This window comes from Ruegeria sp. ABF4_144 (assembly GCF_056160045.1).
Map to the genome: position 1 here is coordinate 1 of NZ_JBSWWK010000004.1, position 14,348 is coordinate 14,348.

A 14,348-nucleotide genomic window follows, 5' to 3' on the forward strand; every position below is an offset into this window, starting at 1 on the left:
GCTCGTTGCGATTGTGGTAAGTGCCTATGTTCCGGGGCTTGGTACATCCTTGGGGTTCGCAGAAGGCACGTTCGCGGTTGGTTCGCTAAACGCATTTGGTAATTCTGTCTTGGTTGGTTCTGTTGACGGCTTTGTGTCAGGTGAGTTCGATCTCGGAGAAATCCTTGAAACCGCGGCGTTTTCGGGCGCCACCGCTGGGCTCACAGCAAGCATCAATTTGGATGACTTTATCGGCGAAATCCCCAAAGATAGCCCGCTCAATTATGCACTGATCAATGGGTTCGGAAATGATGACGTTGCCCAACTGACCATGGGTGGCATTTTGGAAGGCGCCTTGGATGGAGCGATTTCTTCCGGTTTGAGTTCAACCGTCTACGGAACCGATTTTGCGGATGGGTTCTCAGCGAGCCTGCTTCAGACTGTCACTCACTTTGCTTTGGCAGATGCTCAGTTTGAGATCGGTGATTTGGGTAAAGGTATCGAAAACTGGGAAGGATCAGCGGGCCATATGCTGCTCCATGCGCTTGCTGGCTGTGCCGCTGCTGAGACACAAGGTGCTGATTGCGCAGCGGGCGCAGTGGGCGGAATCGCGCAGAGCGTTTATTCAGGAACGCTGGGAGACTTGCCTCCGGAGGAGAGGGCGCAGGCGCTTGCAAACTCTGAAGTCATTGGTGCGTTGGCGGGGTTTGCCTTCTCAGGTGGTGAAGCAGACAACGTAGCGGTGGCTTCAAGCGTTGCGCGAAGTGGTCTGAAAAACAACTACCTATCCCACGATCAATGGGCTGAACTCACTGCGAAAATAGAGAGCTGTGAGGGTGATGCCTCCTGTGTGGAGGAGCAGCTGCTCGAGTATACCGCCACATCAATGGCGCAGAACCTAGAGCTGAGCAGCTGTATCAGCAACAGCGACATTGCCTGCGTCCAGGGTATACTGGATGATTTGCGAGATTTGAGATCAGTTTCCGCTGACACCTTCAATAGATTTGAAGAAGCTCTGTTGGACGCGGGCTTTGATGTAAGAGACAACGCACTCGTCGAAGGTCTGCTCGGCCTGGATGATCAGGGCCTTTATCAAGGCTACGTCATTTCCTTCAACAAGGGTAACTTTGATGGCACCTTGTTGGGTGACTATCACGAGTTTGCGGCAGCAAATTGCTCCGTCGGCACGGATTGCCTGAGATCGTTTTCCAAACACAGACAAGAGGAGTTTGAAAACGGCGCAACGGCACTGATGATCGCAGGCGCGGCCCCAGCGCTGGTTGGTGCTGCAATTATTGCAGGGCCAGAAGTTGTTGCAGCACTCGCAGCTTGCTCGTCCAATCCGCTCTGCTTCACCAATCTGACCGCGGCCGCTGGTGAAGTCGGGCTGGGCTTAAGCGGTGCCACCGCAGGCCAGACCTTCTTCACAGCAGCAGGTAGTACAGTTGCAGCGACGGGTGGGCGCCTGATGTTGCAACATGGCGATCAAATCATCGCAGTGTTTGATGATGTCGGAAACATCTTCAGACCGGTAGCGCAGAAAGCGGATGACAACGGACGCTTCTTGGTCACAAATATTGATGGAGCCATTGGGTACCTTGACGACGGAAGCCAGTTTGTACCTAGCGCTACAAATAATGCACCAACCGGTGGTTTCGGACCTATGCGGCGTTCGGTCGACGATCCCAACTTGGATGCAATTTTGGACTCAAACTACGGAAACGTATCTATAAATGGTGCTCGTGTTGGAAACGGCGGCACTGCCGATGCACTCAGATATGAGAATGCAACTGGAGAGCTGCTGTCTCCAAGTGGACATCGCCAAAAAGCGATAGAGCTCAGAACTCGGCTTCAAACCTATGTAAGGAGAGCGACTAATAGTCCCAATCCAAATAGTGCGGGAACCACGTTCACACAAAGGGACATCGATTATGCCAATGAGCTGATAAGGGACTTGGACAATGCAATCGGAAACTAAAGCTTTTTCACATTTCATCGAACTTTTGAAGTCGAGCGGCGTTTTGTCTGCCGATGAGGTTGATGAAGCATTGGCCTTCTTAGACGGCGTTTGTGGGGTAGTTTCCGAAGGAACATATACTTTGGGTTATGAAGGGCTAGCACGATGCATCGCCAAAAAACTGTCATTTGACGAACAAAGGGCATTTATCGAAAGGCACTTTGAAGAATTGGCGAAAGATGCTGATGCTAGGTACTTTTTTGCACAATCACTTGTTGATAGTCCGACCTTGCAACAAAATGAGCGCATAGAATTGATAGGTTTGATGCCTAGCAACTATCAACCGTTTTTGCTCAAGCGCTTCTCTCTATAAGCAGCATGGGTTTTCTTCGTCATATCATTGGTTTGATCATTGCACTGCTGTTCTCTGCTTTGGGCGCAGTAGCCATGCCAATGATGCCAGCAGCATTGCATCAGGCTGAGTTTTTCCCGCATCAAAAAACTGTCGTAGCAGACCATTCTGATGTTCACTTTGCAGCGCGTGCACCGCCAGTGGCGGTGGCTAATATCGTATTCATAGGCGCTTCTGTTGCTGAACATGGCAACAGTGTCGTCACGCATGGGCATGAAGCTCATGTGGTGAGCTTGGATTTTATTGCGGATTTTGAAGCTACAAATAGGGGACCGCGTATCTCGATCCGCGATCACTATGAGCATCACAACGCGATGCGTACAGATGTGGTCGGTCAGTTGGAAGGACAGGGCTAAACGGTTTCTCGTCGCGAGGTTTCATTTGGTAGTTCTTGCGGTTCGGGGCGCTGCCGTCCTGATATTATCTATGAAGCTCCCGATGGTACGGTTGGTATCATTGAGATTAAGACTGGGAATGCAGACCTAACGATCCGACAGAGTGAAATATATCCGCAAATTCGAAATGGTGATGCTATACCTCGTGGGAAGGTGGCAGAAGCCTTTGGTTTGGACGTGGGTATCCCGCTCAAAGATCAGGGTTACCCGAACGGTATTCCAATTGAGATTCGAACTTTTCCAGGGGCTGGGCAGTGAAAACTACTGAAGCTACGAAAATTCTAAAGAAACTGGGCTGGTCAGCCAATACGGATGAGGTGGGTGACAAGTACACGCTATATCGCCTGCCAGACCGTTCAGTTCAAATCGTCTATGGCATTCGCAAAGGTGGACAAGAACAGGAGTTCGAGTCGACGCTATCACTAACTACAGAAGCCTTTTCGAATATCTGTTCAAGCATTCGCGTTCGTGGCGGGAGTTACACTCCCCTCGTTCGTAGCAGAAAGGGATTGTATTATCATTTTCCCGAAATCCTTGAAGAGCATGTGCGTCAGGCTTCAGAGGAAGCCATTGCATGGGCGAAGGAGCAAGACTTGGATCGAGCGTTGCAAGAGTATGCAACATTGCCGACGACTGCGCCGGGTGCGCGGCCTGTCTGGCATCTGGGGGCGTTGTCTGTGCTTGGTGATGTTGAACGGTTGAAGTTCTATCAAGCGAGTTTTGAGTCCGGTGATCGCCTTGGTTTTGTGAATTATGTGACCAAGGATTACTTTGATCGTGCTGTCGTTTTGGCTGAGCAAAGCGCGGCAGGTGTTTGATCACTCCGCCGCCGGTTCCTCTTGTTCCACGTAGCTTGGCATGTGGATTGCACAGAATTTGCTGCCTGACTGGCTGTTGATGATTTGTCCGTCTGCTTGGCCGCACTAATAGGCGTCATCGTCTTGGGTGCTGAGGTGGACTGAGCGGTCGAAATCATTTGCTCTGATCTGGCCTGCTGCCACAAATAGTTCAGATGACTTCTTAAAAAGCTTTGATCGTAGTAAGTACCGTTTCTTTGAAGCTGATGGCGCAGTCGAACACTTCGATAAACACGGATCGGAGTTGACGGGCGTGTTTGGCAGATCATCGTACAATATGAAGAACTTCTTGGATGATGCACATCACACCATACAGAATGGAACTTACGTGCCTGAAATGAATGGCTTTGTCCGATTGATTGGTGGCGAAGGAAGCGCAAAATACGCGTTTGTCTGATTGGACAGAGCTACTGGTAATTTGACAACGTTCCATGTCAAAACAGCAAGAGAGCTAGCCAAAAAAGCTCCAAGCTTAGGGATAACCAAATGAGGATCGTTTCAGAGGAATGGCTGTCAGAGCCGTCAAAAGAAGCGGTTGTAACACTGCAATCAGACGACCTATTCGTTGCAGCTTTTTCTCACCCCTATACAATGACGCTCGGTGTTACGGTATCTGATCCGTTGCATGTTTTTGATCCACTATCTGTTGTCAGATCAGATACGCACGAGCCATCAATAACTCGACAAAGCGATAGTTTGGCGCATGAACTAACGGCCAAAATCGAAGATAGGGAAAAGGGTCTGATTTCAGTAGGCGGCTTCAAGTTTGAAATTGAGGAACCACTACCATCTGATTTGTGCAATGGCGAAATGGTCGACATCGTCTGCAGACGCATTGATCTTTGGTAGGCTTCTGGTCACCGTTCCAACTCCTTTACCACGTTGATCAGCTCCAGTTCGATGGTCACGCGTTCAACCAAATCTTGGAGTTCTTCGTGGGCATTGTTGAGGTTGACTGCATGGCTTTTGCCGAAGTGGGAGGTGCTGATGAAGCTGGTGAAGATAGTTGTTGTGACCGCTAAATACTAGGCAAACACACGGGCTTTCTGCGTCTTATCATCAGCTTGATCGCTGTATTTCTGTTCTCAGCCTTGAGCGTAGTAGCCATCGCGATGTGCCACGGATCACCGAGCGCTGGCTTTCCGAGCTCGAAATAAACGTGCCCTCGCGCGTTTTTGACAACAACGCTTTGTATCCGCACCATGTCTGGTTCCCAAATAGCACTGCTCTCACCACTAACCGTTACAAAAGATCGGCGTGCAGCCTCAATGCAGTCCTTGAGAACGCCGTTTTCCGAGGAAACGGCGCTCCACAAAGCGCAGCGTAACGCGCGAACACTGGATGATCTCTTGCATAACTTGAGCAAGATATCTGTCCAGCAAAAGCACGTGTCCTCGCATTCCAGTCAGCGAAACGACTCGAATTGCAGCAATCGTAAGTGCGTGGCATCCCAGTTTTGAATTAACGGAGCAAACGCAAACAAAGGCTCAATACAAAAAAATGAAAAGTTGTTTTTTGCAGGCCTTCTATGTTTCGATGGCTCTCGCACTTACAGCAACATCAGTGCAGGCTAGGTCAATAATACTTGGAGCCGGTTATGCTGATTATTCAAACAGCAATGGCAACGATCAGGCTATTTTCTCGCTGGAATACCAGCATCATCCGTTCTATGAGAACACCCAATTTAGCGCTGGCTGGGGCACTGCTCTGACTTTTGACGTCGATGGGGACACCCATATCGGTCTGGGCCTTGTGGGCGTCTACTCAATCTCGGACCGTTGGGTTGCAGAGCTCAGTGTGATGCCGGGCTATTACAACGCTTCGAATGATGACAACGAATTGGGAGGTAATTTCCAAATTCGCAGCCTTTTTGGAGTAGGTTTCGTTCTGACTAACGGAAACAAGATTTCCCTAGCCGTGGCCCACAAGTCAAATGCTAGTACCAAAAGCTTCAACCCGGGTGTCAACACCATGTTCCTACGCTATCACCTCGGCTTCTAGCACGAAACCAACCATCGATAATAAGCAGTAAAAACATCGACTATTTCAAAGATACGCAGGCAAACAGATTTCTCGAATTCAGCCACGCTTTGGATCAAACGCGTATCAATTTGAAATTAATCATTCACAGATTGAAGCTCTTTGGACGAGACCACCCGTTCTACGGTTAACTCTTAACTCTCAGGCCAGTAGTAAGGTTCAGATAGCCCATATGCCTCAATCGCAGCCTCGGCATTCGGTACAGCAGACAGGAGGTTGCATCGCTGAAAAGTTGCTGTGGGGTTCTTGCTCAGTATTCCAGCGATGATCGCTACAGGTTTTCCCTGTTGGTAAGAGGTGAGCAAATAAAAATCTTCCCATGGAGACCACTCAGGGTCGGTAATGTCTTTCAGCAGTAAAACCGACGACGTTGAAGGAAGAGCTTTGGCCTTGTCATCAGGGATCAAGGCCCCATTTCCAGTTATACCCTTTGTCTTAGCTCGCCCTTCTGACCACGATGCTGGACTCTGAAGTTCTATCAGGATCAGCTCGACAACGCTGGGACACCCTGTCCCACCAATTTTGGCGGGCTCCAGAGCCAATGATTTGGCAATATGATCCGGGCTTTCTCCTTGCTTGAGCCGCCTGGACAAGGTGATACAGATACCCTCAATCTGATGTTCAAGTTCACTTCCCTGGCTCAGACCTCCCCAGTAGGATATCTCACACGGAATGAGTGGTTGTTTCCACGTATAACCTACTGAAACGTCAAATAGACACTCGTTGTTTACTTGCAGACGTCTTATTTCACAGAGCCGTTGTGACGAGAGTTCTTTCTGTCCTAAGCTCACTCCATCACCTTCACTACTGCAAATTGTCCGAACCAGTCATCTCATGCCCTGTTTCCGCTGGAACAACTATAAATGCCCAGGACTGTTGGGCTTTTTTCGCCCGTCGCCGCAAGGCGTTCGCTTGGCGAAGCGACCCGCTCCAAGCCCAGGATCGGCCGTCGGTGGTCCCCATTCCCGACATATGCAGGAAAAGTCGGCTGCCTGGATCGTAGAGGCGAACGCGGCTTTGAGAACTTCTATTGAAACCGGACATACGCGTGGCGTTTTTTCCTGGCTGCATCACTGTTCACTCCAGCCTATCCTATTCAAAACATCTGACCCTGAAACGAACCAATCAGACCGGGCTCCGTGTCTCTGCATTCAATTCTCCCTTCAGTGATCGCAGTATCCAGGTAGGTAAGACTAACTGCTGGTTTGTTCCCGAGAGGCAGATGCCAGTTGCCCACCACGGCGCTCGTATACGCAAGATATGCAATTGCACTAGCTGTACACTGTAGACCGCATTCCGACTTAATGGCTCCAAGACTCCACAGACACTCAGATCAAACAGAAAATTGCTTAGGCAAAGTCCGCAAATCTACAACTGTGTTTCAGTGGATGCCAAAAACTTGCGTAGTCCCGCTTAAGTGTGAGGCCACCGAGACGCATGAAAGAGTGCGCGCCGTAAGTGAGTTTCAATCGATTTTAATCGGAAAACCACACACCTGTACGCTATTAAGCATTACAACAGGTCTTCATTTTCCGCAGCTTTGACTAAACTCAAGCCCAAGGGGATGTTGGGTACTACTTCGACTATCAACTCGCCATCATTAGCCTTTAGGGTTTCATAATCCGCAAAACCTGCTGGGCGCGGTTGGATTGTTTGGTTTTAGACGACTCCACTGTTACATTCACGAACTGTAGCAGTGTTAGACGTTGATGATGCCAATGTCTGTTGGCCCATTTCGTTGAGTGGAATGGCGGTCTGCATCCTTCAAAATAACCACAACGTTGGGCCAAATTGGGCGGGCAGGATTTCAATCGGATTTTGTTATCCACACATGACATCTTCAGATATCGGCTTGTTGATATGCAACTTAGCTCGACATCGAGTTTACAAATGAGGAACGCTGCGTGACTAGATTGATATCCCGCTCTAGTTGCAGAGTGGCTCTTATTTCGCTGAGTGGTACAGCCCTGGTTTCATGGAAATTCCACGTGGGTTACGTTTCAACAAACAACCTAGGGTCGAGGCAAAGGGGCGTGTTTGGAGCGGCGAGCCGATACAAACTGTCAACAAGCCACACGAAAGCGGCATAGTCGCCGGCGAAGACTTTCAGTCAATCGCTCTGGAATTGAAAATGAGTACAAGCGTTCTAGTCTGATCGCTGCGCTCATGTTCACCATTTCCGAGAATAACAGTAAGGTGTTCTGCGTTGCAAAAGAACATAAGAAATCAATCACTGACTGTGTCAAAGTTTTTGAAAGTATTGGCACATGATGGGCGGTTTAGAACTCTGTGCTTTCTGATGAGCGGCGAAAAGTCAGTAACTGAGATTTGCGAAAAGCTATCCCTCAAACAAGCGAACGTGTCACAGCAGATTTCAAGACTGCGGAATGAGGGTCTGATATCTGGACGTCGCGAAGGTAGATCGATTTACTATAGTATCATCGACGACAGGACCCACCACATCGTCAGAACCGTTATTGAAGTGTTAAGTACTGAGAGTAACGGTAGTAATGAAATCTGATTAATCGCCGGTCTTGGTCCAGCCGGACCGCAGTTCAGATTCAAACAACAGTCCCTGCGTTAGTAAACTGATCGCAGTTCTTACGACAGAACTGATCAGAAAGCTCGAGAGCAACTGCAAGGTAACAGCGAATTGCACCCGCGAGTTCTGCAATTTCTCCTGAAAGTTAAACTTTAGCACTCGCTACCCAAGCGAATGCCCTGCTACAACATCATAGATGGTAACATGCTCGTCTGGATCGAGGTCATACTTACTGTCTTCGGGATAAAGCACCGCGCGTTCGAGGTCAGGGCCCGAATAGGCTCTTGCTGCATCGCGAGAGCACCAGAAAGTTACCAGTACAATCTCCACCGCATCTTCAAGTGGTCGTCGATAGACATGTGAACCCAAAAACCCTTCTACATCTTTAGTATCCGACACACCTGTGACATCAAGATATGCGAGAAATCCGTCAGCTTTGTCATGAGGACATCTCGCTTTCCATTCGCGAGCGATCATTGGCTTCAACTTTCTTATTGCGGTATGTGCACAAGAGCATCAGAAGCAAAGTTCCAATACCCTAGCAATTCAGTATCCGAAAAAGGCTGGAAACTTCTGTTGGTAACAGTGCAATCCATTGAACCTTCTCCAACGACGCTATCGGGACAACGGCATGTTTCAATTCTTTTCAAACCGGTCCCAAGCGTCATCTAGTTAGTTCGATTCTTTCGATTGATTGCCGAGCTTACCCTGCGCCTTCGAACAGATAAGTTGCAAAAAACGGCAGTCGAAAGTGTCGCCTTCAGAGCTATTGATCGAAATGCGCTTTGACAATTGGCGCGATCTGCTGCGCATGAGTCTTACCAATGTCGTGATCGCCGCCATCTACGACGTGGAGGACAGACTTGGAAATCAACCGCTGTAGATAGCTTCCAACAGATACCGGACTGATCGGATCATTGTCTCCCCAGAATAACAGAGTTGGTATTTCCAATGCTTTCACTTCATCGATTAGGTTTAGTCTTACATCCTCTATCCACAATACAGCTTCCGGGAAGGCTTCCCGGTACTCAGTTCTCCAGTTACTGGCTCCGAAATCCTCCATTGGAACACCAGCAGACGTCACAAAAAGTGCTAAACGTTCTACAATCCCAGGGTTGTTTGCAGCGAGTAAGATAGCGATAGCGCCGCCTACTGACTGAGCAACAATATTTACCGGCCCGTCGATATGACCCTGCGCAAGAGCAACTAAATCCTGAAAGTTCTGTACCTTTTCATCGTGAGGCTCATTTCCCAACCCTGGCCACGACAAAAGAGTCTTCTTGCCATCCATTTCGTCAGCAAGTGGCTTCCAGAAATCTGAACTGCCGCTCGCGCCTGGCAAAAAAAGTGTGTGCATAAAATCCTCAGAAACAAAGGTAGTCCGACATGTACTGCATCACTTTTTTGTATGTTACGTTTCGATGCCCGCCGGTGCCGCGCAGGTATTGCAGGTCTTTTACAAATTGGCAAACGGTAGGATGCAGCCACTCATGTTGATCAAGTAACAAGCACTTGAACATCAATCATATTCAAGGCCCCCCAAGTCCCTCCCATCCAGCTTATGCAAAAACTTGATCGCCAACAACCTAAGAAAGCTCCTCGAACCGACACCCCCCGACACCTTCTATCGTCGCCTACCGATTTGGAGCACATTTCCAATAGGCATTAGACCACAATCAAGCGGGATTAAGCTTCTGAGACCCTTGGATCTTGCAGGAACTGGGCCCTGCTAAAATTTGGCGACAACTCAGCGGTGTGACTAATATCTATAAGCAGGACGCGCCCGATTCCATTAACGTTCATCGTTCAACTATTGGCATCTGTGGCACCAAAAAACAGCGCATCTAGAAATTCAAACCCAACCTGATTCACGCTGCAAAACGGTCTATTTTTTTATAATGTATTTTAAATGTGTTACGTGGAGCTGACCCAAGTCAATACTCTAATATTGAGCTGTGACAATAGCCAAGGATTGACTGCTTCCTCCCAAATTATGGCGCAATTTGGGTATTTTCATGATTTTTTGCTTTTCGTGTTTTTTAGGTACTTGGGCCGGGATACCTATTGCCAAATTGAACGCACGGAGAACTTGACTTGGAAATTATTGACTTTGGCAATTTCGAACTGGACCAACAACAATCCGGAGTAGCACTCTTGCGGGAGATATGTCGCAAGTTCGGGTTTCTCTATGCCAGCTATACACACATCGAAGTTTCGAAAAATGTCGTGCATGTTATTTCGACTTTCCCTACCGAGTGGCGGCGGCACTACATTAACCACAACTTGATGAAGGCGGATCCGATCATTCGATACGGAACGAATACCATTGTGCCTCTCGATTGGGCCATATTCTCAAACCAGCCAGAATATGCGTCTTTCTTCAAAGCAGCCGCAGACTTTGATGTGGGATCTAGAGCGCTTTCCATCCCGGTAATAGGCCCACAAGGCGGAAGGGGAATTGTCACCGTTACCGGAAACCACGAACTCAATGCATGGGATGCGCTAATTGCGTCAGCACTTTCCAAACTACGTCATGAGGCTCAAACCTTGCACTTGATGGCTCTTGAAACAATCGACACTGCAATCAGCTTCTACGACAAACCACTCTCATCGGACGAATTAAAGATTCTTCGCATTGTGGCCTCGGGCTATACTCCAAAAGAAACGTCAATCCGGCGTGACACTTCCCAACGCATCATAGATATCCAAATGGAATCGATCATGACTAAGCTGAAGAGTCGTTCGATGGCGCAAGCAGTTGGACGAGCTGTAGCTACAGGGCTGATCAACTGGACAGAACTTTTTACTCCCACAGACACAGAAGTTTTCAACCTCAATACAACATCTAAAGACACCCTTCCCGACGTAGGCGACTAGGGCCTCTGAACGCTGTCGCCATGATGTCTCTATGGCAATTTATCGGAAGGCTATTGAAATTTACCCTAATAAAACAAGAATATCTGCGTTTCGGTACTGCAGGTTCTGGAAGAAAACCCAATTGGGACCAATTCCCGCTCAAAGAGTATAAGCAGGTCTGTTTCTTGGTCTCAAAACCATTCAATGCGTGACCCTGCTAGTAAATCGTTAATCGAAAAGTGCAGCTCGGCCCACGCTAAGGTCCCACTAGACATAGCCATCACGATCTTGTTGAGAAACGCTGAAACGCAGGCAAAAAACCTCTTATTAATAACGTCTTCAAGAAAAAAACTCCTTAGAGCAAAGCGACAAGGGGACTGTCCAAGCTTCATCACAACGTTCGCAAAAAGTCCCAGCTAGTGTCCCTAGTTGAGCCTGGTCTTGCTCAGTCCCGCGCAAAAATGCAAATCAGTTTCACAATCGCCATAAAAAATGTGCACCTGCCATCCATCAAGGCAGGTGCACAGTTGGCGAAAGAAGTTCTTCGCAGCCTCACCAATTTTCGGTTTCCAAGAAATGCTCGAGGGGGTCGTGAGCTCTTGGTTGGCCTGGTGGTTCTTCTTCTTGGGAGCCTTGCCAGGCTCCAGGTCGGCTCTCGGCCTTCGTGAGTGGCTGGTTGTCTAGGCCAGGAGAGCCGCAGGTTCGCGTGGAGGAGAAAACTGAGATTGCCCGCGGTCTTGGATGCTGAAAATCAGCGCTAAACCATAGCAAACTCCATCATCGTTTGTTTGCCGTCGTATCTCGTTGCCGCCCGGTTTGATCCCATACAGTCATTGAAAGTCTTTCCAGATAAGTTGTTGCGCCTACAACCAGAACAAGAACTCCCGCAGCATGTGTATTCTTTGAGAACATACGGCTTCCTTTCATTTGCGACTCTCACCGAAGGAGAGGGTGCAAACAAAGACGAGACACCTGAGAAAAAAGTTTCACCCAAGGTCATTTTGTGACGACTACCCTGCCGTTCAGAAGCCCGGCGTGAAACTTTGCCCGCCCAGCCTGCGTACAGTCTGCAAATGAAAATGGAGTTTTTGACGATGTTTCTCCAATCCAACGAGCGCCGTTGGGTGCGGCGGCAGACACTGACCACGCGCATGACTCACTGGCTTTGGGCAATTTGTTTGTTTTTTCTTTTGCTAACAGGTTTGCAGATTTTTAACGCACACCCTGTGCTTTACTTGGGAGATCAGTCTGGGTTCGAGTTTGACAATTCTGTTCTCACAATTGGCGCGAAGGATGGCCGGGGGTACGTTGACATTCTTGGCCTGCAAATCGACACGACCGGAGTATTCGGTCTGACGGAAAGTGGTGCGCGCGCATTTCCAGAGTGGTCAACCATTCCAAGCCAAACGGATCTTGCAACTGGAAGGGTAATACACTTTTTCTTCGCATGGGTTTTCGTGCTGACGCTGATAATCTGGCTCATTGGGGCACTGATAACAGGTCACCTGAAACATGATCTCGTGCTACGTCGTTCTGATTGGAAGAAACTTAAAACTGATCTGCGCGACCATCTTCGCCTCCGCTTTAGGCATTCGGCCAGATACGGGCCATTGCAACGACTGAGCTATGGCGCGGTTCTCTTTGGGATGTTCCCTCTCATTATCGCAACCGGGCTCGCGATGTCCCCTGGCATGAACGCGGCTTTTCCCTGGCTTCCAGAGATACTGGGCGGACGCCAAACCGCACGCACAGTGCATTTCTTGGCCGCATTCGGTTTATGCGTTTTTTTTATCGTACATATCGCGATGGTTATTCTTGCAGGGCCATTGAATGAAGTGCGCGCCATCGTGACTGGCTGGTATCTGGCGGATACCGAGGAGAGCAAAAATGACACAGAGTAGACTGACACGACGCCGGCTAATTCGCTCCGGCGCAAGCATACTTGCAGCTGGGGGTTTGTCCGGGTGCCAGATCCTAGACGGTCTCAGCTCGTCGGACCACATACTGCGCCGCTTCATGGAGCGCGCAAACGACCTAACGTTCGCCATGCAGCGCGGGTTGTTGGATCGGGACGCTCTTGCAACAGAATTCAGCCGTGCCGACATTCGTCAACCGCAACGACCCAACGGTGTAACAAACCCGCAAGATGACGAATATATTAGCCTGAAGGAAAGTGGTTTTGCAGATTACCGCCTGCAGGTAACAGGGCTAGTAGATCGCCCAGCGACTTTTTCACTCGCTGATCTGCGCGAAATGCCAGTGCGGCACCAGATCACGCGCCATGATTGCGTAGAAGGCTGGAGCTGCATCGCTGAGTGGTCTGGCGTGCCACTGTCTCTCATTCTGGACAAGGTCGGTGTCGACAGGCGCGCCCGTTACGTCGTGTTTCACTGTTTTGACACGATAGAACGCACGCTTGCAGGCACGGTTCAATACTATGAAAGCATCGACATGATCGATGCCAGGCATCCACAGACGATTCTGGCTTGGGGAATGAACGGTTCGACTTTGCCGGTACCAAATGGCGCGCCACTCAGAGTACGGGTCGAGCGACAGTTAGGATACAAAATGGCAAAATACATTAAGTCTATAGAATTGGTAGACAACCTTTCGCCATACGGACGAGGAAAGGGTGGCTACTGGGAAGATCGCGGGTACGAATGGTATGCTGGCATCTGAGCAGCAACTAAGTCGCACCTTTTGCAACCTTCTCAGTACAACTTCCGTATTTTTCATAAACACAAAAACTCAGTGGTAAAAACAAAAAAGACGCATTTTATGAGATGGTTGTTACGATGCCTGCGGCGGGGGAAAAAACCCCCTAACCGATCGCCTGATGTCCCGGCGCTGGCGCCGCTTACGCATTTAATCGACTCAGCCGAACCTGCACCCGACCTTTTAGTGCAGATAGAAAAGCGCATTGACAAAAGCGAAATGAAGCGGCCCACCGCACGCAACCGCCTTCCTCTGATAGTCGCTGTTGTGGCGGTAGCAGTGCTATCTGTTGTAGGCACCTATATGCTTGGACCAAAGCGCCAAAGTATTGAAGTACGCTCACACTCCACGATGGAATGGGTGCCGTTGGGATCGGTTACGCTGCACGGAACAGCTTTGCGCTCTTTTGTGCGCGGAAAGTGTGAAGGACATACCCATTTCTTCATCACCATGCATGGTATTTCTGTTCTTGATACCGCCAACTCACCCGAAAAAGGCACTGCGCTTCTACGACCTGAAGAAAAAATTTTGATGGAGTGCAACTTTTGATGACCGGCGTCCGTTGTGATATAAAAGTCTATATGGAGAGGGCCTG

Annotated in this window: 14 protein-coding genes; 11 read left to right on the forward strand and 3 right to left on the reverse strand. The window is 49.2% G+C overall.

Annotated features, from left to right (window positions below; genetic code table 11):
* The 6 genes from ACXAGD_RS22255 to ACXAGD_RS22280 form a co-directional block, all read left to right on the forward strand.
* On the forward strand, positions 1 to 1,957 hold a 1,957-nt coding region (locus tag ACXAGD_RS22255; protein ID WP_475214187.1), incomplete at its 5' end, for a DUF637 domain-containing protein.
* A complete protein-coding gene (locus ACXAGD_RS22260) occupies positions 1,941 to 2,309 on the forward strand; it encodes a hypothetical protein (protein WP_475214189.1) in 369 nt (122 codons plus the stop codon). The genes ACXAGD_RS22255 and ACXAGD_RS22260, both read left to right, overlap by 17 nt.
* A 5-nt stretch (positions 2,310 to 2,314) precedes the next feature.
* Positions 2,315 to 2,704, forward strand: coding sequence for a hypothetical protein (locus tag ACXAGD_RS22265; RefSeq protein WP_475214190.1), 390 nt, complete (start codon positions 2,315 to 2,317; stop codon positions 2,702 to 2,704).
* Between the two features lie 293 nt (positions 2,705 to 2,997).
* Positions 2,998 to 3,561, forward strand: coding sequence for a DUF6990 domain-containing protein (locus tag ACXAGD_RS22270; RefSeq protein WP_475214192.1), 564 nt, complete (start codon positions 2,998 to 3,000; stop codon positions 3,559 to 3,561).
* 525 nt (positions 3,562 to 4,086) lie between these two features.
* Positions 4,087 to 4,449, forward strand: coding sequence for a hypothetical protein (locus ACXAGD_RS22275; RefSeq protein WP_475214194.1), 363 nt, complete (start codon positions 4,087 to 4,089; stop codon positions 4,447 to 4,449).
* Positions 4,450 to 5,136: 687 nt separating this feature from the next.
* Entirely contained in the window at positions 5,137 to 5,601 is a 465-nt protein-coding gene (locus ACXAGD_RS22280; protein ID WP_475214197.1) for an acyloxyacyl hydrolase, read from the forward strand.
* Positions 5,602 to 5,774: 173 nt separating this feature from the next.
* Here the strand turns inward: ACXAGD_RS22280 and ACXAGD_RS22285 are convergent, their stop codons facing one another.
* Positions 5,775 to 6,431, reverse strand: a complete 657-nt coding sequence (locus ACXAGD_RS22285; protein WP_475214198.1) for a hypothetical protein — start codon at positions 6,429 to 6,431, stop codon at positions 5,775 to 5,777.
* A gap of 1,448 nt (positions 6,432 to 7,879) precedes the next feature.
* On the opposite strand from ACXAGD_RS22285, the gene ACXAGD_RS22290 reads away from it, so the two are divergent.
* Complete coding sequence (locus ACXAGD_RS22290) at positions 7,880 to 8,161, forward strand: ArsR/SmtB family transcription factor (protein WP_475214200.1); 282 nt, start codon at positions 7,880 to 7,882, stop codon at positions 8,159 to 8,161.
* Positions 8,162 to 8,344: 183 nt separating this feature from the next.
* Here ACXAGD_RS22290 and ACXAGD_RS22295 read toward each other — a convergent pair whose 3' ends face one another.
* Positions 8,345 to 8,659, reverse strand: coding sequence for an antibiotic biosynthesis monooxygenase (locus ACXAGD_RS22295; protein ID WP_475214202.1), 315 nt, complete (start codon positions 8,657 to 8,659; stop codon positions 8,345 to 8,347).
* A 289-nt stretch (positions 8,660 to 8,948) separates the two neighbouring features.
* Positions 8,949 to 9,539 carry an alpha/beta fold hydrolase gene (locus tag ACXAGD_RS22300; RefSeq protein WP_475214204.1) on the reverse strand — a complete coding sequence of 197 codons (591 nt, stop codon included), beginning with the start codon at positions 9,537 to 9,539 and terminating at the stop codon, positions 8,949 to 8,951.
* Positions 9,540 to 10,276: 737 nt separating this feature from the next.
* Here ACXAGD_RS22300 and ACXAGD_RS22305 point away from each other — a divergent pair.
* The 4 genes from ACXAGD_RS22305 (at position 10,277) to ACXAGD_RS22320 (ending at position 14,302) form a co-directional block, all read left to right on the forward strand.
* Positions 10,277 to 11,059 (forward strand): helix-turn-helix transcriptional regulator, encoded by a 783-nt coding sequence (locus ACXAGD_RS22305; RefSeq protein WP_475214206.1) that lies wholly within the window; start codon positions 10,277 to 10,279, stop codon positions 11,057 to 11,059.
* A gap of 1,058 nt (positions 11,060 to 12,117) precedes the next feature.
* Complete coding sequence (locus ACXAGD_RS22310; protein ID WP_475214208.1) at positions 12,118 to 12,939, forward strand: cytochrome b/b6 domain-containing protein; 822 nt, start codon at positions 12,118 to 12,120, stop codon at positions 12,937 to 12,939.
* Between the two features lie 115 nt (positions 12,940 to 13,054).
* Positions 13,055 to 13,717, forward strand: coding sequence for a molybdopterin-binding protein (locus tag ACXAGD_RS22315; protein WP_475214210.1), 663 nt, complete (start codon positions 13,055 to 13,057; stop codon positions 13,715 to 13,717).
* A 255-nt stretch (positions 13,718 to 13,972) separates the two neighbouring features.
* Positions 13,973 to 14,302, forward strand: coding sequence for a hypothetical protein (locus tag ACXAGD_RS22320; RefSeq protein ID WP_475214212.1), 330 nt, complete (start codon positions 13,973 to 13,975; stop codon positions 14,300 to 14,302).
* Positions 14,303 to 14,348 lie beyond the last annotated feature (46 nt).